This is a genomic window from Cellulomonas sp. URHB0016 (genome assembly GCF_054057935.1).
This window is the reverse complement of record NZ_JBSRZU010000001.1, coordinates 219,887-237,773: the sequence shown is the minus strand read 5'-3', so window position 1 is coordinate 237,773 and position 17,887 is coordinate 219,887. Positions and strand designations below refer to the sequence as shown.

General features: G+C 73.7%; 17 protein-coding genes. 9 read left to right on the top strand and 8 right to left on the bottom strand.

Annotated elements, in window-relative coordinates; translation table 11 throughout:
- Window positions 1–43 precede the first annotated feature (43 nt).
- The 3 genes from ACVW07_RS01115 to ACVW07_RS01105 are packed head-to-tail and all read left to right on the top strand — an operon-like array spanning window position 44 to window position 3,190.
- Window positions 44–1,330 carry an ABC transporter substrate-binding protein gene (locus tag ACVW07_RS01115; protein WP_456817456.1) on the top strand — a complete coding sequence of 429 codons (1,287 nt, stop codon included), beginning with the start codon at window positions 44–46 and terminating at the stop codon, window positions 1,328–1,330.
- A gap of 34 nt (window positions 1,331–1,364) precedes the next feature.
- Complete coding sequence (locus tag ACVW07_RS01110; RefSeq protein ID WP_456817455.1) at window positions 1,365–2,291, top strand: carbohydrate ABC transporter permease; 927 nt, start codon at window positions 1,365–1,367, stop codon at window positions 2,289–2,291.
- Window positions 2,291–3,190 (top strand): carbohydrate ABC transporter permease, encoded by a 900-nt coding sequence (locus tag ACVW07_RS01105; RefSeq protein ID WP_456817454.1) that lies wholly within the window; start codon window positions 2,291–2,293, stop codon window positions 3,188–3,190. The genes ACVW07_RS01110 and ACVW07_RS01105 overlap by 1 nt, the downstream gene beginning before the upstream one ends.
- Window positions 3,191–3,263: 73 nt before the next feature.
- Here ACVW07_RS01105 and ACVW07_RS01100 read toward each other — a convergent pair whose 3' ends face one another.
- Window positions 3,264–3,707: a hypothetical protein gene (locus ACVW07_RS01100; protein ID WP_456817453.1), complete on the bottom strand. Its 444-nt coding sequence runs from the start codon at window positions 3,705–3,707 to the stop codon at window positions 3,264–3,266.
- A 114-nt stretch (window positions 3,708–3,821) separates the two neighbouring features.
- On the opposite strand from ACVW07_RS01100, the gene ACVW07_RS01095 reads away from it, so the two are divergent.
- The 3 genes from ACVW07_RS01095 to ACVW07_RS01085 all read left to right on the top strand — a co-directional run bounded on the left by ACVW07_RS01095 (window position 3,822) and on the right by ACVW07_RS01085 (window position 8,923).
- The gene (locus ACVW07_RS01095) at window positions 3,822–5,294 is read left to right on the top strand and encodes a glutamate synthase subunit beta (RefSeq protein WP_456817452.1); all 1,473 of its coding nucleotides are present in this window, start codon (window positions 3,822–3,824) and stop codon (window positions 5,292–5,294) included.
- A gap of 114 nt (window positions 5,295–5,408) precedes the next feature.
- Window positions 5,409–6,230 (top strand): FAD binding domain-containing protein, encoded by an 822-nt coding sequence (locus ACVW07_RS01090; RefSeq protein WP_456817451.1) that lies wholly within the window; start codon window positions 5,409–5,411, stop codon window positions 6,228–6,230.
- Entirely contained in the window at window positions 6,227–8,923 is a 2,697-nt protein-coding gene (locus ACVW07_RS01085; protein WP_456817450.1) for a molybdopterin-dependent oxidoreductase, read from the top strand. Before ACVW07_RS01090 ends, ACVW07_RS01085 begins: the two co-directional genes overlap by 4 nt.
- A 2-nt stretch (window positions 8,924–8,925) precedes the next feature.
- Here ACVW07_RS01085 and ACVW07_RS01080 read toward each other — a convergent pair whose 3' ends face one another.
- The gene (locus ACVW07_RS01080; protein ID WP_456817449.1) at window positions 8,926–9,954 is read right to left on the bottom strand and encodes an XdhC family protein; all 1,029 of its coding nucleotides are present in this window, start codon (window positions 9,952–9,954) and stop codon (window positions 8,926–8,928) included.
- Window positions 9,955–10,130: 176 nt separating this feature from the next.
- Between ACVW07_RS01080 and pucL the strand changes: the two genes are divergently transcribed.
- Window positions 10,131–11,024 carry a factor-independent urate hydroxylase gene (gene pucL, locus ACVW07_RS01075; RefSeq protein WP_456817448.1) on the top strand — a complete coding sequence of 298 codons (894 nt, stop codon included), beginning with the start codon at window positions 10,131–10,133 and terminating at the stop codon, window positions 11,022–11,024.
- Entirely contained in the window at window positions 11,021–11,503 is a 483-nt protein-coding gene (locus ACVW07_RS01070; protein ID WP_456817447.1) for a nucleoside deaminase, read from the top strand. The genes pucL and ACVW07_RS01070 overlap by 4 nt, the downstream gene beginning before the upstream one ends.
- A gap of 79 nt (window positions 11,504–11,582) precedes the next feature.
- Here ACVW07_RS01070 and uraH read toward each other — a convergent pair whose 3' ends face one another.
- Complete coding sequence (uraH, locus tag ACVW07_RS01065) at window positions 11,583–11,909, bottom strand: hydroxyisourate hydrolase (RefSeq protein WP_456817446.1); 327 nt, start codon at window positions 11,907–11,909, stop codon at window positions 11,583–11,585.
- Complete coding sequence (locus tag ACVW07_RS01060) at window positions 11,906–12,391, bottom strand: 2-oxo-4-hydroxy-4-carboxy-5-ureidoimidazoline decarboxylase (protein ID WP_456817445.1); 486 nt, start codon at window positions 12,389–12,391, stop codon at window positions 11,906–11,908. The genes uraH and ACVW07_RS01060 overlap by 4 nt, the downstream gene beginning before the upstream one ends.
- Between ACVW07_RS01060 and ACVW07_RS01055 the strand changes: the two genes are divergently transcribed.
- Window positions 12,390–12,959: a nucleotidyltransferase family protein gene (locus tag ACVW07_RS01055; protein ID WP_456817444.1), complete on the top strand. Its 570-nt coding sequence runs from the start codon at window positions 12,390–12,392 to the stop codon at window positions 12,957–12,959. The two genes, ACVW07_RS01060 and ACVW07_RS01055, sit on opposite strands and share 2 nt — an antisense overlap.
- Before the next feature lie 28 nt (window positions 12,960–12,987).
- Here ACVW07_RS01055 and ACVW07_RS01050 read toward each other — a convergent pair whose 3' ends face one another.
- From ACVW07_RS01050 to ACVW07_RS01035, 4 genes are all read right to left on the bottom strand, one after another.
- Entirely contained in the window at window positions 12,988–14,265 is a 1,278-nt protein-coding gene (locus ACVW07_RS01050; protein ID WP_456817443.1) for an allantoate amidohydrolase, read from the bottom strand.
- Entirely contained in the window at window positions 14,262–15,446 is a 1,185-nt protein-coding gene (locus ACVW07_RS01045; RefSeq protein ID WP_456821003.1) for a pyridoxal-phosphate-dependent aminotransferase family protein, read from the bottom strand. Before ACVW07_RS01045 ends, ACVW07_RS01050 begins: the two co-directional genes overlap by 4 nt.
- Before the next feature lie 86 nt (window positions 15,447–15,532).
- The gene (locus tag ACVW07_RS01040) at window positions 15,533–16,786 is read right to left on the bottom strand and encodes an amidase family protein (RefSeq protein WP_456817442.1); all 1,254 of its coding nucleotides are present in this window, start codon (window positions 16,784–16,786) and stop codon (window positions 15,533–15,535) included.
- Window positions 16,783–17,862: an acetamidase/formamidase family protein gene (locus tag ACVW07_RS01035; RefSeq protein WP_456817441.1), complete on the bottom strand. Its 1,080-nt coding sequence runs from the start codon at window positions 17,860–17,862 to the stop codon at window positions 16,783–16,785. Before ACVW07_RS01035 ends, ACVW07_RS01040 begins: the two co-directional genes overlap by 4 nt.
- Window positions 17,863–17,887 lie beyond the last annotated feature (25 nt).

Genomic DNA, 17,887 nt, shown 5'->3' with positions numbered 1-17,887 from the left:
CACCGCAGCGCGCCCGCGCGACCTCGACCGAAGAGGTGACGACGTGACCTCCCCCGCTCCCCTGCTGTCGCGGGACCTCAGCCGGCGGGGCTTCCTCCGCGGCGTCGGGGCCGTCGGCGCGGGGCTCGCCCTGGCGTCCTGCGCCCGCGGCTCGTCCGGCTCCGGGCCCACGGAGATCGTCTTCTTCCAGTCGAAGCCCGAGGTGATCGGCTACTTCGACGACCTCATCGAGCAGTTCCACCAGACGCAGGACCGCGTCCGGGTACGCCATGACGCCACGTCGAACCTGGCCGGTTCGTTCGTGCGCGAGTCACCGCCCGACATCGGCTGCCTGAACTACAACTTCGAGATCTCCCGGTACGTCGAGCGCGGCGCGCTCAGCGACCTCGGTGACATGCCGGAGGCGGCCAGGATCCGCGACGAGCTCCGGCCCCTCATCGACGTCACGGCCACCTACCCGCACCGCACCAGTGTGATCCCGTACTCGCTCATGGCGGCCGCTGTCCTCTACAACCGGACGATCTTCGCGCAGCACGGCCTCACACCGCCGACGACCTGGGACGAGCTCGTCGCGCTCTGCGAGGCCCTCACGGCGGCGGGCGTCACGCCGATCTACAGCACCTTCAAGGACCCGTGGACGATCGCCCAGGGCCATTTCGACTACGCCGTCGGCGGCACGGTCGACACCACGGCCTTCTTCCACCAGCTCAAGCGCCAAGGCACCGAGGTGGGGCCCGGCTCCCCCGTGTCCTTCGAGAAGCAGTTCCTCGAGCCGGTCCGGCGGATGCAGGAGTTCGTCCCGTTCTCGAACGACGACGCCGCGAGCCGCGGCTACGGCGACGGGAACCTGGCCTTCGCGAAGGGCGAGGCCGCCATGTACCTGCAGGGGCCATGGGCGATCGGGGAGATCGCGAAGACGAACCCGGACCTCGACGTCGGGGCGTTCCCGCTGCCGATGACGGACGACCCGGCGGACCGCAAGGTGCGCGTGAACATCGACCTGGCCCTGTGGATCCCGGAGGGATCCACCAAGAAGGCGGCGGCCCGCGAGTTCCTCTCGTTCCTCATGCGGCCCGACGTCATCGACGCGTACAACGCGCACGCCCTCGGGTTCGGCGTGACCAAGGACGCAGCACCCGTCACCAACGAGACGCTCGTCGAGCTGAAGGAGTACTACGACCGCGCCGCCTTCTACCTCGGCGCCTCTCAGCTCGTCCCGCAGTCGATCCCGCTCCAGAACTACACGCAGTCCCTCGCCGCGGGCGCCTCCCCGGAGCCGGTGCTGCGCACGCTCGACGCCGACTGGCGGCGCCTGGCCTTCCGTTCCTGACGACCTCCGACTCACCGACCGACGGAGACATCTCATGGCCACTGCTGCCGCCACCCGACCAGCAAGCCGCGACGTCGCGGCGCCGCCACGTCCCCGGCCCAGCCGCCCCCGGGTGGCCCGGACGTTCTACCTGTTCCTGTTGCCCACGCTCGTGCTCTTCACGCTCTGCATCACGTTGCCGGCCGTCATGGGCATCACGCTCAGCTTCACCGACTCGGTCGGCTTCGGGGAGTTCCGGTTCACCGGACTGACCAACTACGTGGCGCTCTTCTCGGACCCGGCGATCCGCAGCTCGTACCTGTTCACGGTCGGGTTCGCCCTGGTCACGGTCGTGCTCGTCAACGTCGTGGCGTTCCTGCTCGCCGTCGGCCTCACCGCCAAGATCCGCGCGAAGGTCGCGCTCCGCGCGGTGTTCGTGCTGCCCATGGTCATCTCGGGCATCGTCATCGCCTACGTCTTCAACTTCCTGTTCTCGAACTCGGTGCCCCGGCTCGGCCAGGCGATGGGTATCACGGCGCTCGAGCAGAGCCTGCTCGCCAACCCCGACCTGGCCTGGGTGACGATCGTCATCGTCACCGCCTGGCAGGCGATCCCCAGCGCCCTGCTCATCTACATCGCCGGCATCCTGTCGATCCCCGGCGAGGTGTACGAGGCGGCGTCGATGGACGGGGCCTCCTCGGCGCGGCGCCTGGTCTCCATCACGCTGCCGCTCGTCGCCGGGTACGTGGTGATCAACATGGTCATCGGCTTCAAGAACTTCCTGAACGCCTACGACATCATCGTCGGCCTGACCAACGGCGGCCCCGGCACAGCGACCCGCAGCGTCGCCATGACGATCTTCTCCGGGTTCACCGGCGGCGACTACGCGTACCAGATGGCCAACGCGACGATCTTCTTCCTCATCGCCGTCGTCCTCGCGGTGATCCAACTGCGCCTCAACCGCGGAAGGAGTGCGTTCTGATGACTGCCCAGACGCTGCTCACCACGACACCCGCCCAGGTGGCGGTCCCTCGCCGCCGCCGGTTCCTCGGCCGGGGAGGCGAGGACCGACCGAGCTGGAAGACCACCGTCACGCTCGTCGTGTGCTCGATCGCGGTCTTCCTTCCTCTCTACGCGACGCTCACGATGGCCTTCAAGACGACCGCACAGTCGGTGGACGGGCAGGTGTTCTCCCTGCCGTCGCCGCTCAGCGTCGACGGGTTCGTCGAGGCGTGGAAGCTGACGAACTTTCCGCGCGGTTTCGCCATCTCCGTGTTCGTCACCGCGGTGACGGTCGTCGGCACGGTCCTGCTGGCGTCGTTCGCCGCCTACGCCATCGCCCGCAACTGGGACCGCCGGTTCTTCCGATGGTCCTTCTTCTACCTGCTCGCGGCGATGTTCCTGCCGTTCCCGGTCCTGGCCCTGTCGCAGGTGAAGCTCACCGGGATGGTCGGGCTGGCGAACCCGGTCGGCGTGGCACTCCTGCACGTGATGTTCCAGCTGTCGTTCAGCGTCCTGCTGTTCACGGCCTTCATCCGAGGGCTGCCCGAGGAGCTCGAGGAGAGCGCCCGGCTCGACGGTGCCACCACCTGGACGGTGTTCCGGCACATCGTCTTCCCGATGATGGCGCCGATGAGCGCGACCGTCGCGATCTTCGCGTTCCTGGCCTCGTGGAACGACTTCATGATGCCGTCGCTCATCACCGCCGACTCCACCCTGCAGACGCTCCCGGTGCTGCAGAGCGTGTTCCAGACGCAGTTCAGCAGCAACTACAACGTCGCGTTCGCGTCCTACCTCATGGCGATGGCGCCCGCGATCGTCGTCTACCTGTTCACCCAGCGCTGGGTGATGGCGGGCGTCACCCAGGGGGCCATCAAGTAGCGGGCCGGACGCAGCGAGCGCGGCGAAGCCGTCCCCCGTGTCTCGGGTGGGACGTCGTGGCCGGTCCGCGTGCTCAGCGCGTCCGCAGCACGAGAAGGAACTGCCCGCCGCCCGGCTCGACGTCCGCGACGACGCGCAGGTTCGGGGCCAACCGGGAGAGCCGGTCGACCAGCCACGCGGCCGCCTCCTCGCCGTCGGCCTTCGTGGGGCAGCGGGCGACGACCTCGCGGCCGCCCTTGCTGCTCAGCCGCTCGGCGGTCGCCACGATGGGAGCCGGGTCCACGACGAACAGTGCCGGCGGCCAGGCCACGACAGGCTTGACCGCGCCCTTGCGTGTGTTGCACGCCCGGTGGGCGAGGCGCTCGGAGCCCGGCGACGGCTTCTTGCCCTTCGGCGTCGCACCGGCGTCGATGCTCGGGCCGCGGTCGGAGTTGACCGACGCGTCCGGGTCGACCGGCTCGTCGCAGAGCCAGCATCGCCAGGAGTCGCGCTCGCCGACCTCGTCAAGGGTGCTCATGGGCGGAGGCTACGGGGCGCACCGCCACGCGCACCAACGGCGAACCGTGCCGTGAGGCGCGGGATAGGACCTTCGGCACCGGTCGGGGCGCGTTCCGGCACTAGGTTCACCCCCATGGCCGACCCCCGTGGTTTCCTCCGGACGCGCGACCGCGAGCTGCCCCCCTCGCGTGCGGTCCCCGTACGCATCCTCGACTGGGACGAGGTCCGTCCGCACCCGGTCGGGGACGCCGGCGCGCTGGAGGCCCTGCACCGGCAGGCCGGCCGATGCATGGACTGCGGGGTGCCGTTCTGCCACCACGGGTGCCCGCTCGGCAACCTGATGCCGGACTGGAACGACCTCGTGTGGCGCGGGCAGTGGGCCGACGCGTCCGACCGGCTCCATCTGACGAACAACTTCCCCGAGGTGACGGGGCGGATCTGTCCCGCGCCGTGCGAGGCGTCCTGCGTCCTCGGGATCAACCAGCCACCGGTGACCATCCGCAGCGTCGAGCTGTCGATCGTCGAGGAGGCGTTCGACCGGGGGCTCGTGCACCCCGAGGTGGTCGGCCGCATGACCGGGTGCACCGTCGCGGTCGTCGGGTCGGGGCCGGCCGGGCTGGCGGCGGCGCAGCAGCTCACCCGCGCGGGCCACAGCGTCACGGTGTTCGAGCGTGCGGCGGCACCGGGCGGCCTCATGCGCTTCGGCATCCCCGAGTACAAGCTGCCCGCCGCCGTCGTGGAGCGCCGGCTGGACCTGATGCGGGCCGAGGGCACCGTGTTCCGGTGCGGTGTGGACGTCGGGCACGACCCGGCCGGCGCCGACCTGCTGCGCCGCTTCGACGCGGTCGTCGTCGCCACCGGCTCGACGATCCCTCGCGACCTGCCCGTCCCGGGGCGGGGCCTGCGTGGCGTGCTGCCGGCGATGGAGCTCCTCGTGCCCGCGAACCACGCCGCCGTCGGAGCACCGCTTCCCGGTGCGGTGGTGGCGACGGGTCTCGACGTGGTCGTGGTCGGCGGCGGGGACACCGGCGCCGACTGTGTCGGCACGGCCGTCCGTCAGGGCGCACGCTCGATCACCCAGCTCGAGATCCTCGCGGCGGCGCCCGACGAGCGCCCTGCAGGACAGCCGTGGCCCGTGTACCCGACGGTGTTCCGGGTGTCGTCGTCGCACGAGGAGGGCGGCGAGCGCGTGTTCGCCGTGAGCACGGTCGAGCTGCTCGGTGACGACGACGGGCACGTCAGCGGCCTGCGGGTCGTCGACGTGGCACCGGTCGACGGCCGCTTCGAGCCGGTCGCCGGGACGGAACGGGTCCTGCCGGCGCAGCTGGTGGTGCTGGCGCTCGGCTTCGTCGGCCCCGAGCGGGGCGGGCTCGCCGAGCAGCTCGGGCTCGCGGTGGACGGTCGCGGCTCGTTCGTCCGGGACGACGACTTCGCGACCGCCGCTCCCGGCGTGTTCGTCGCGGGCGACTGCGGTCGCGGGCAGTCCCTCGTGGTGTGGGCCATCGCCGAGGGCAGGGCGGCCGCAGCGTCCGTCGACCGTCACCTCACGGGCCGCTCGGAGCTCCCGTCACCGATCCGGGCGAGCACCGTGGCGATGCGGGCCTGACCGGTCGCCGACCGCGGCGACGGGGCGCGAGCGTCGGCTGCGCGCTCGACGTCAGGCATCCTGGGATCCCGGCGTGGTTACACGCCCGACACGAAGGTGCTGTTCGCTCAGCCCATGGATCTCGTCGACGTGCGTGAGGTGCGGCTCCCAGCGACCCGCGCCGAGGTCGTGCCGCGTCCGGGTGAGGCTGTGCTGGGCGGCGGCACGTGGCTCTTCTCCGAGCCCCAGCCGGGGGTGCGCGGGCTGGTCGACGTCACAGCGGCGGGCTGGGAGCCGTGGACCGTCACGCCGGAGGGTCTGACCGTCGGCGCCTCGTGCACGCTCGCCGAGCTCGCGGCCGTGCCCCGGCGGCCCGACTGGACGGCGCAGCCGGTGTTCGCCACCGCGGTCGACGCGCTGCTCGGGTCGTGGAAGATCCACCGGGTCGCGACCGTCGGAGGCAACCTGTGCCTGGCGCTGCCCGCCGGGCCCATGACCGCGCTCACCGCGGCGCTCGACGGCACAGCGGTCGTCTGGCGTCCGGACGGCGACGACCGGCGCGTCCCCGTGCTCGACCTGGTCACCGGGGTGCGGCAGACGTCGCTCGGCGCGGGCGAGGTGCTGCGCGCCGTGGAGCTGCCGATGCACGCCCTGCGGGCCAGGGTCGCGTCGCGGCGGGCCTCGCTCAGCGCGCTCGGGCGGTCGGCGGCGTTCGTGCTCGCACGACGGGACGCCGACGGTGCGTTCGTCGTCACCGTCACGGCGTCCACGGACCGGCCGCGCCAGGTGCGCTTCGAGTCCGTCCCGTCGGCCGCCGAGATCACGGACGCGCTCGACGACCTCGGTGACTGGTACGACGACCCCCACGGCGACCCGCGATGGCGACGCGCGACGACGCTGCGGTTCGGGCGCGAGCTGCGCGACGAGCTCGCCGGGAGCCCGGAGGCCGGACGATGACGATCCACCTCGACGTCGACGGGCAGGACCTCACCCTCGAGCCCCGCCCCGGACAGGTGCTGCGGACCCTGCTGCGGGAGCACGGCTTCCACGGCGTGAAGAAGGGCTGCGACGCGGGCGACTGCGGAGCGTGCACGGTCCTCGTCGACGGTGCCCCGGTGCACTCGTGCCTGTACCCGGCGCACCGGGCGGCCGGGGCCGTGATCACGACGGTGGCCGGTCTCGGCGGCCCCGAGGACCCGCACCCCGTGCAGCAGTCGTTCGTGGACGCCGCCGGCTTCCAGTGCGGGTTCTGCACCCCCGGCCTCGTCGTGACGGTCGCCGCGATGGACGACGAGCAGCGCGCCGACCTGCCCCGCGCCCTCAAGGGCAACATCTGCCGGTGCACGGGATACCGCTCCGTCGTCGACGCCGTGCGCGGCGTGCGCAACGTGGAGCACGACGCGGTCGTGGGGGGATCGGCGGCCGCACCGGCCGCGATGCGGGTGGTGACCGGCCGGGAGGAGTACACCCTCGACCTGCGCACCCCAGGGCTCCTCCACCTCGCCGTCCTCGGGAGCCCTCACGCGTCGGCCCGGGTCCGGGGCATCGACACCCGTGCCGCCGAGGCGATGCCGGGGGTACGCGCAGTCCTCACGCACGCCGACTCCCCACCCACGCTGTACTCGACCGGGCGGCACCAGGACCGGCACGAGGACCCTGACGACACCCTCGTGCTCGATCCGGTGCTCCGGTTCCGCGGACAGCGGGTCGCGGCCGTGGTCGCCGACTCGGCCGCCGAGGCCGAACGCGCGGTGCGCGCGCTCGTCGTCCGGTACGACGTGCTGCCGGCGATCCACGACGCCGACGAGGCACGTCGACCGGGCGCCTGGCGGGTGCACGGCGACAAGGACGCCGCGACGAGCCGTCTGGCGGACCCCGGGCGCAACACGGTCGCCGAGATGCACGCCGAGCGGGGCGACGTGGACACCGCGCTCGCTCAGGCGGCCGCCGTCGTGCAGGGGACCTGGACCACGTCCCGGGTGAGCCACGTCGCGCTCGAGACGCATGCCACCCGCGGCTGGCTCGACGCCGACGGCCGGCTGGTGCTTCGCACGTCGAGCCAGGTGCCGTACCTCGTGCGCGACGAGGTCGCACGGATCTTCGGGCTCGACCGTGACGCGGTCCGAGTGTTCGCCGCGCGCGTGGGCGGCGGGTTCGGCGGCAAGCAGGAGCTCCTCACGGAGGACCTCGTGGCGCTCGCCGTGCTGCGTACGGGGCGACCCGTGCAGTACGAGATGTCGCGGGAGGACGAGTTCACGATCGTGCCGCTGCGGCACGCCATGCGTGTCTCGGTGACCGTCGCGGCGGACTCGGACGGCATCCTCACGGCCCTCGCGGTCGACCAGCTCATGGACACCGGTGCGTACGGCAACCACGGCGTCGGGGTGATGTACCACTCGGTGCACGAGTCCCTCGCCCAGTACCGGTGCGGCAACGTGCGGGTGGACGCGCAGTCCGTCTACACGAACAACCCGCCGTCCGGCGCGTTCCGGGGCTACGGGCTCGGGCAGGTGATCTTCGCGGTCGAGTCCGCGGTCGACGACCTGGCTCGCGAGCTGGGGATCGACCCGGTCGAGCTGCGCCGCCGGAACGTGGTGCGCCCCGGCGACCCGATCCGCACGGTCGAGGAGCACGTGCCGACCGACATCACCTACGACGGGGAGCACGGCGCCGGTGCGTGCCTGGACCTGGTGGAGCAGGCGCTGGCCGGACCCGACGACGTGGCGGCACCGCCGGGATGGCGGGTCGGGCAGGGCGTCGCCCTGGCCATGATCGCGACGATCCCGCCCCGGGGGCACTTCGCCGACGCGGTCGTGCGGCTGCTGCCCGACGGCACGTACGAGCTCGAGGTCGGGACGGCGGAGTTCGGGAACGGCTCGACGACGGTGCACGCCCAGCTCGTCGCCCAGGTGCTCGGGACCGTGCCGGGGCGCGTCCGGATCCGGCAGTCGGACACCGACGTGGCGGGGTACGACACCGGTGCGTACGGGTCGACGGGGGTCGTCGTGGCGGGGCGGGCGGTGCACGCCGCGGCGACCGCGCTCGCCGGTGCGATCCGCGAGCGTGCCACCGCACTGGGGGCAGCGGACCCCGCGCCCGGCCCCGACGGGTGGCACGACGGCGCGCGCCAGCTCCGGGCGGCGGAGCTGCTGCGCGCAGGTCCGCTCGAAGGTCGAGGTCATCACGACGGCAGGCAGCGGACCGTGGCGTTCAACGTCCACGGGGTCCGCGTCGCCGTCGATCCGGCGTCGGGCGAGGTCCGGGTGCTGCGGTCGGTCCAGGCGGCGGACGCCGGTGTCGTGCTCAACCCCGAGCAGCTGCGCGGACAGGTCGAGGGCGGCGTGGCGCAGGCGTTCGGGTCGGCCCTGCTGGAGGAGGTGCGGCTCGACGGCGAAGGGCGGGTGACCACGTCGACCCTGCGCGCCTACCGCGTACCGCGGCTGGCGGACGTGCCGCGGACGCACGTGCTGTTCGCCCCGACACACAGCGGACTGGGACCGCTCGGTGCGAAGTCGATGAGCGAGGCGCCGTACAACCCGGTGGCGCCGGCCGTGGCGAACGCCGTCCGCGACGCCGTCGGGGTGCGGCCCTACGGGCTGCCGATGACCAGCGACCGGGTGTGGCTGCTGCTCCACCCGGACCAGGCCTGAGCTCAGGCGCCCTGCACCTGGGCGTGCAACGGACCGGAGAGCTCTCGCAGAGCCGTGCCGCTGCGGCCCGTCCGCGCGGCGACGACCTCGGCGAGGATCGCGACCGCCGTCTCGGCGGGTGTGCTCGCACCCACGTCGAGGCCGATCGGCGAGTGCAGCCGGGCGATCGTCCCGTCGTCGAGGCCCAGCGACCCCAGGGCGGCGACACGACGCGCGTGCGTCCGGCGGGAACCCATCGCCCCGACGTAGCCCGCCGGTGAGCGCAGCGCCACGGCGAGCGTCTCCGCGTCGAACCGGTCGTCGTGACTGAGCAGGCAGACGACGGCACGCCCGTCGAGCCCCGCGTCGGCCAGGTACGACGGCGGCCAGGCGACGACGACGTCGGCCTCGGGGAAACGCGTGGGTGTCGCGAACACAGGACGGGGGTCGACGACCGACACCGCGTACCCCATCGGTCGGGCCGCCGCGGCGAGCGCCGCCGCCTCCTCGGTGGCGCCGACGACGACGAACCGCGCGGGCACCGCCGCCACGTCGACGAACACCTCGACGCGGACGCCGTCGCAGTCGACGGTGACGAGGCCAGCGGTGCCGGTGGCCACCCTCGCGGCGACCAGGGCATCGAGCCGGGGCTGCATCAGCGCCGACGCGCCGCCGAGCACGAGTGCGACCCCGGCGGCGCGTCCGGCGGCGGCACGTCGCAGGGCCGGGACCACCGCGTCGTCGGGCGTGACGCGCGCGAGGTGCACGCGGACACGGCCGCCGCACGCCAGCCCGGCGACGAGCCCGTCCGGGTCACCGACCCCCATCTCGACCGTCCGGGCGCGGCCGTCGTCGAGCACCCGGTCCGCGACGTCGAGCACGGCGCCCTCGACGCAGCCGCCGGCGAGCGAGCCGACCACCTGCTCGCCGTCCCACGCCATCGACGTGCCCAGCGCACGCGGGGCGCTGCCGTCCACGCCGACCACGGTGACCACCACGACGGTCGCGCCCGCGTCGAGGCGGGCGAGCACCCGGGCCGCGATCTCCAGCATCGCCCTACCGTGGCACAGTGCGGATCACGCCGGCGTTTCGAGGCGGCCACGTGACGTTACGTCCTGGACATCTGCCGTAACCGGCCTGTCGCGCGGCGTTCGTAGGGTCCAGCATGGTCTCCACGACGACTGACGACTCAGCGCTCGGCACGACGCCCCTCAGGGAGGACGGGTCGATGACGTTCGTCCTGGCGGACCACCAGTACGGCAAGGCCGAGTCGCGGCTCGTGCGGATCTACCGCGACACGCCCCGTCACCAGATCAGGGACCTCAGCGTCACGACTGCCCTGCGCGGCGCGTTCGACGCGGCCTACCTCGACGGCGACCAGTCAGCGGTGCTTCCCACCGACACCCAGAAGAACACCGCGTACGCGTTCGCGAAGTCGCAGGGCGTCGAGGCCGTCGAGACCTTCGGCCTCGCGCTCGCTCGCCACTTCGTGGCCGACATCGCCCCGGTGCGCGGCGCGCGCATCGAGATCGAGGAGTTCGCCTGGCAGCGGGCTGTCGTCGACGGGGTCGAGCACGACCACACCTGGGTCCGGGCGGGCCAGGAGGTCCGGACGGCCGCCGTGACGGTCGACGAGTCGGGTGAGCGGGTGGTCGGCGGGCTCAAGGACCTCGTGGTCCTGAAGTCCACCGGGTCGGAGTTCGCGGGTTTCCTGCGTGACGAGTACACGACGCTCGAGGACGCGCACGACCGCGTGATGGCCACGTCGCTCGACGTGCGCTGGCGGTTCGCGGGGACCGACGTCGCCTGGGACCAGACGTACGCCGGCATCCGGTCGACGCTCGTCGAGCAGTTCGCGACCGTGCACTCGCTCGCCCTGCAACAGACCCTCTGGCACATGGGCACCGCCGTCCTGCGGGCGTTCCCCCAGGTCGTGGAGATCCGGCTCAAGGCGCCGAACAGGCACCACTTCGCCTACGACCTCGGGCGGTTCGGCCTGGAGAACGCCGGTGAGGTCTTCTACGCGGCGGACCGCCCCTACGGCCTCATCGAGGCGGCGATCGCCCGGGACGACGCTCCCCCCGCCGGCGAGGCCTGGCGGACGTCCGCGGGGCTCGCATGAGCGGGCGGCAGACCGACGAGCACTGGCTCGCGCGAGCCGTCGAGCTCGCGGCCGCGAACGTCCTCGTGGGTGGCGGGCCGTTCGGCGCGCTCGTCGTGAGCCGGTCCGGGGTGGTGGTCGCCCAGGGCGTCAACCGTGTCACGCGGGACCTCGACCCGACGGCACACGCCGAGGTGGTGGCGATCCGGGGCGCCTGCCGGGCCCTCGGGACGTTCTCGCTGGCCGGAGCCACGCTCTACACGTCCTGCGAGCCGTGCCCGCTGTGCCTGGCCGCGTCGCTGTGGTCACGCATCGACCGGGTGGTGTACGCCGCGGACCGGCACGACGCCGCGGACGCCGGTTTCGACGACCGGGAGTTCTACGAGCTGTTCACCCGCGAGCGCTCGCAGTGGCACCTGCCCGTGGTCAACGTCGTCCTGCCCGGCGCGCGGTCGCCGTTCGACGCGTGGCGGGCGCACGCGTCGCGGGTCGACTACTGACGGCCGAGGCACCGCCGGCGCGGCTGCGCGGTCCGGGCTGCGCGAGCCGGAATGCACGAGCCGGGCTCACGAGCGGGGCTCACGAGCCGCGGTACGTCGAGTACGCGAACGGGCTGAGCAGCAGCGGCACGTGATGGTGCGCGGCCGGGTCGGTGACGGTGAAGTCGATCAGCACGCGAGGGTAGAAGGCGGCCGTGCCCTGCACGGCGAACCACCCGCCGGTGTCGAGCTCGAGCCGGTACTCCCCCGGCGGGAGCTCCTCCGGTCCGAGCTCGCGCACCCTGCCGTCGGCGTCGGTCGCGCCGGTGGCCAGCACGTCGCCGGTCGCCGCCAGGAGGCGGACCGCGACGCCGACCGCCGGCCGACCGTGCGCGGCGTCGAGGACGTGCGTCGTCACGGCGCTCACAGTGGCTCTCCGAGAGCTCGCAGCCGCCGGACCGCGATGTCGCGCAGCTCGCGGCCGACGACGGCGGTCTCGGCCGCGTCGTCGAGGGTGAGCCGACGCTCCAGCTCCGCGACGATCTCGGCGCGGGTGCGGTCGGCGGCGCGGATGAGGAAGATCCGGCCGAACCGCTGTTCGTACGCGGCGTTGCCGGCCACGAGGCGTGCGGACAGGCCGGGGTCGTCGGAGTCCGCCGACGACTGCTCACGGCGGCTGTGCTCCTGCGCGGCTCCCGCTCCGACCGGGCGCTCGCCGATGCGGGGGTGGTGGGCGAGGGCCTCGTCGATCTCGGCGGGCGTCAGCGGCTCGGCGTCGAGAGCGGCCGTGACCAGGTCGTCCTGGGAGCTGTAGGGGGCACCGACGAGCACCTGGTCGACCCACCGCTGGACGCCGAGCGCCGCGGTGAGACCTGCGCGCAGATCCTGCGTCCCGTCGACGTCCGGCATGAGGTTCACTCTAGTGATGGGCCTGGTGGGGATCGTGCTGGCGGCCGGTGCGGGTGCACGAGCGGGCGGACCCAAGGTGCTGCGGGCCTCCGACGGCGTGCCGTGGGTCGCTCGGGCGGTCGACCGGCTCCGGGACGGAGGCTGCGAGCCGGTGCTGGTGGTGCTCGGTGCCGGTGCCGACGAGGCGCGACCGCTGCTGCCCCCCGGGTCGGTCGCCGTGCAGGCGACCGACTGGAGTCAGGGCATGTCGGCATCGTTCCGGGCGGGGCTCGTCGCGGCGGGCCGCACGGACGCCACGGCCGCCGTCGTGTCGCTCGTGGACCTGCCGACGTTGCCGCGGTCGGTGGTGCAGCGTCTGCTCGGCGACCCGGTGACGGCGACGACACTGCGGCGCGTGGTGATCGGCGGCGTCCCGGGTCATCCCGTCGTCGTGGGGCGCGACCACTGGGCGGCGGCGTCGACGACCATGTCGGGTGACCTGGGCGCCGGCGCGTACCTGAGGGCCCACCGCGCGGCGACCGTCGAGTGCTCCGACCTCTGGGACGGCCAGGACGTCGACGGACCGTGACTCCCAGCCCGTGGGGTGACCGCTCGGGTCAGCGCGACCGTTCGTGCGCGAGATGCAGGACCGCCGACGCGAGAGCTCGCAGGCCCGCCTCCACGTCGGCGGTGCTCACCGACTCGTCGGGATGGTGGCTGATCCCGTCGGGGTTGCGCAGGAACAGCATGCCGATCTCCGTGACGGCGCCCAGCGCCATGCCGTCGTGGCCGGCCGGGCTGAACAGGTCGAGGGGGTCGGGCCGGCCGGTGTCCTCGATGCCGGCTCGCAGGACGTCGCGCAGCAGCGGGCCGCACGCGACGGCCGGGGCCTCGTGCACCTGACGGGCGTCCCACGTCAGGCCACGGCGGCCGCTGATCTCGTCGAGCGTGGCGCCGAGCTGCGCCCAGACAAGGTCCCGCGAGGGCTCGAGCTCGCCGCGCAGGTCGAGGGTGAACCGGGCCTCCCCGGGCACCACGTTCACCGCCCCCGGGAACGTCTCGAGCCGGCCGACGGTGCCGACGACGTGGTGCTGCGCCATGCACAGGCGCTCCACGGCCAGGACCGCCTCGCTGGCGCCGAGCAGCGCGTCGTGACGTGCGTCGTACGGGGTCCCGCCCGCGTGCCGCGCCTCGCCGACGACCGTCAGCTGGAATCGCCGCGCCGACGCGATCGACGTGACCACGCCGAGCGGCGCGCCTGCGCGGTCGAGCTGAGGGCCCTGCTCGATGTGCGCCTCGAGGTACCCGGCGAGCGACGCCGGCGTGCGGGCGGCCTCGCCGATGCGCCCGGGATCGAGGCCGAACTGGCCGAACGCGTCCCGCAGGGTGGTGCCCTGCTCGTCGCGCAGGTCCCACCATGCGGGGTCCCACGTGCCCGCGACGGCGGAGCTGCCGAGCAGCGCCCTGCCGAACCGGGCACCCTCCTCGTCCCAGAAGGCGACGACGTCGACACCGAACGGGAGCACCGCCGACCGGTCGCCGAGGAGCCGGACGACCTCGATCGCGACGAGCACCCCGACGATGCCGTCGTACCGGCCGGCGTCCGGCACGGTGTCGAGGTGCGAGCCCAGGACGAGCGACGGCGCGTCCGGGTCGCGACCGTCTCGGTGCCCCCACTGGTTGCCGGCGGTGTCCTGCCGGGTGATCAGGCCCGCCTCGCGCATCCATCCGGAGACCAGCTGGTTCACCCGGGCGTGCTCCGCCGACAGGTAGACGCGTTCGATGCGGTCGGTGGCGGACGAGACGCGCGCCAGCTGGTCGCACCGCGCCATCACCCGCGCCGCGGCCTGCCGCCACGCACCGACGGGAAGGTCGGGCAGGACCGGGTCGGTCACGGCTCGTCCCCGTAGACCTCGCAGGCGGCGTCGACCCCGCCACCGGCCGGCACCCGCGCCCCGGCACGACGCAGCACCTGCTCGAGGGCAGCGAGCGTGGTCAGGACGGCGTCGCGGCGGGCGTTGACCCCCATGGTGCCGATCCGCCACACCCGGCCGTGCAGCGGGCCGAACGAGGTGCCGATCTCGATCGCGTAGTCACGCAGCAGCGCGGCCCGGACCGCGTCGCCGTCGACACCCGCCGGGATCTCGACCGCGACGACGTTGTGCATCTTGTGGGCGACGTCACCGAAGACGCCGAGGCCGAGCCCGCGCACCCCCGCGAGCATCGCCGCACCCGCCGTCGCGTGCCGCTCGATCACGGCGTCGCGCCCCTCGTCGAGCAGCACCCGTGCGCACTCGCGGGCGGCGTACAGCATGCTCGTCGCCTCGGTGTGGTGGTTGAGGCGCCGGGGGCCCCAGTAGTCGAGGACCTGTCCGAGGTCGAAGTAGTTGGACAGCACGTGGTCCGGCGCGTCGTCGTCGCCCTCCTCGCGCAGCCCCGCCTCGATGCGGTGCCGTGAGCGCACGACCGCGACGGCGGCCTCCGACAGGCTGACGGGCGCGCTGCCCGACGGGCCGGAGAGGCACTTCTGCAGCCCGGCGGTGGCGGCGTCGATCCCCCACGCGGCCATCTCGAACGCGTTGCCCCCGAGGGACGCGGTCGCGTCGGTGTACAGGAGGGCGCCGTGTCGTGCACAGATCGCGCCGAGCTCGTCGAGCGGCTGGTTCATGGTCGTCGAGGTGTCGCCCTGGACGACGGCGACGAGGTGCGGACGCACGCGGGCCACCGCCTGCTCGATCGCGGACGGGGTGAACACCTGTCCCCACGGCGCCTCGACCGTGTGCACCTCGGCCTGCGCGCGCAGGGCGATCTCGGCGAGCAGGTGCCCGAACCGGCCGAACACCGGGACGAGTACGCGTTGCCCGGGGCGGACGAGCGACACGACGGCAGCCTCGATGCCGGCCCGGGACGTCCCGTCGACCAGGAAGGTGGCATCGTTGCGCGTCGCGAAGACGCGCCGGTAGAGCTCCATCGTCTCGTTCATGTACCCCGTCATGGCGGGGTCGAACTGTCCGACGAGGGGCGCGGACATGGCCCTCAGCACGCGCGGGTCGGCGTTCACCGGGCCGGGGCCCATCAGCAGCCGGGGCGGCGGGTTCAGGGCGTCCACAGGCACGGCGTCTCCTTCGCTGCGGGATGACGGATCGGTTCGGGGCGCGGGCGTCACGGGAGACCCGTCAGGTGCTGCGCCGCTGCCACGAGTGCGAGGTCGGACCCGGGGGGCCCGACGAGGCAGACCCCGACCGGAGCGGGCCCGAGCGGTGTGGGCACGGTCAGGAGGGGCACCGACAGGGCCGGAAGGCCGCCGACCCCGGCGAGAGCCGTCATGCGCAGCGTGGTGGCGCGGACCGTGTCGAGCTCGGCCGGGCCGGCCGTGCGCGCAGGGGCCGGACCAGGCGTCGTCGGGAGCAGGAGGAGCCCGCCCTCGACGATGCCACGCAGCCGGGAACGCAGGTCCGTGACGGCGGTGCGAGCCTCGGCCTCGGACCCCTGCGTGATCGCGGCGGCCGTCGCGAACCGGCGGCCGACGGCGTCCCCGAGCGCTCCCGGGTGGGCCGTGACCCACGAGCCGTCGTTGCGCCACGCCTCGGCGCCCTGCACGGTCCGCGACACGTCGGACCAGGTGTCGAGCGGTCCGACGTGGACGGTCTCGAACGTGCCGATGCCGTCGCGCTGCCACATCTCGCACAGGGCCGCGAACGCGGTGGCCACGGCGGGCTCCACGGCGTCGAGCACCTCGGCGGGCAGCAGGAACAGGCAGGCACCCGGAGGAGCGGAGGCCGGCGGGCCCTCGACGAGCGGTGCCAGGCACCACGTCGCGACCGCGCCGAGCGTCGCGCCGTCGCGGGCCAGCCACCCGACCGTGTCGAACGTCTGCGCGAGCGGCAGCATCCCGTCGCGCGGCACGAGGCCGTGCGTGGTGCGCAGGCCCCACAGCCCCTGCCACGACGCGGGGACCCGGACGGACCCCGCCGTGTCGCTGCCGAGCCCCACGTCGGCCTGGCCGGCGGAGACGGCGCTCGCCGACCCCGACGACGAGCCGCCGGGCAGCGCACCGGGGAGCGCGCCGTTGGGGGGCGTCCCGTAGTGCTCGTTGGCGCCGACGATCGAGTAGGCGAGCTCGTCCGTGCGCGCGATGCCACGGATCGAGGCGCCGCCGCGCAGGAGGTCGAGCACGGCGGCGGCGTGGTGCCGCTCGGTCGGGGCCTCCCGGAGCCAGGTCGGGTTGCCGGCGCCGACCGGGTGGCCCTCGACCGCGAACAGGTCCTTCACCGCGACGCGCAGGCCACGCAGCGGCCCGTCGTGCGTGGCCTCGCACAGCGGGTCGCCCACGGTCCGCCACACCGCCGGGTCGACGTCCCCGCCCCGCGGGGCGCCCGCACGGTGCCCAGGATCGCGGAGCCTGCCGGGCGTCATCGCGGCACCCGGGCGAAGTCGGCGGTGCGGATCCGGGCGTGCGCGCCACAGACCCGGTCCACGACCTGCGTGATGTTCACGTCGGTGGCGGCGGACAGGTACGCATAGGCGAGGTGCTCGTCGAGACCCCAACGGGCGCGCAGCAGCCGGATCGCCGCGCGGACGCACCGGCGGACGGCCTCGTCAAGGTCCTCGTGCAGCCCGGTCGGCACGAGGAGCTCCGCCGTCTCCACCAGCGGTCCGTCGACCTCGCCGAAGCGCCTGACCGCCTCCGCCTGTGGCACCCGGTCCAGCCGGAGGGTCACCCGTAACGACGCCTCCATGGCGGTGAGCGCCACCTCCCCGTCCCCCTGGGCGAAGTGCGGGTCCCCCACGTACAGCAGCGCGCCCGGCACCTGGACCGGCAGGTACAGGGTGGCCCCGACCTGCAGCAGGTTGAGGTCGATGTTGCCGCCGTGCGGGCCGGGCGGCACGGAGTGCGGTCGCCGGGAGCCCGGGACGGCGACGCCCACCAGACCCAGGAACGGCCGCAGCGGGAACTCGACGAGCGGCGCTCCCCCGTCGCGCACGGGCAGGCAGCCGACCAGCCCTCCGGGCCCGGGACGGACGGACGCGAAGACGCTGACGCTCTCCTCGCCGCGTGGCAGCTCACCGGCCAGCGCGCCGCGCCCGTGCCGGTGGGAGATCACGCCGTACGGGACGCGAGGGGTCGTCTCGAGGATGGTGACGGCGAGCAGGTCGCCGGGCTCGCACCCCGCGACGTGGACGGGGCCGGTGACGACGTGGGGTCCGTCGTCGGCGCCGCGCGGGACGAGCGCCGCGATCTGCACGGCGTCGGCCAGCACGTCGGCGGCCGCGACGCCGTGCCGACCGAACCAGGCGACCGGGTCGCCCCCCTGGTCGTCGAGCAGCCCTTCGTGGCTCACGGTGTCGATCGTGACCTCGGTGCCCGGATCCACCCGCAGCACAGGCTCGTCGTCACCGCAGGGCAGGCGCCCCCAGAGCACCGTGGCCGGGGTCGACGCCAGGTGGACGGATCCTCGGACGGCCCCGGTGCCCGGATGCAGGACGATCATGCGTCTCCTCGTCGTCGGGTCGTGC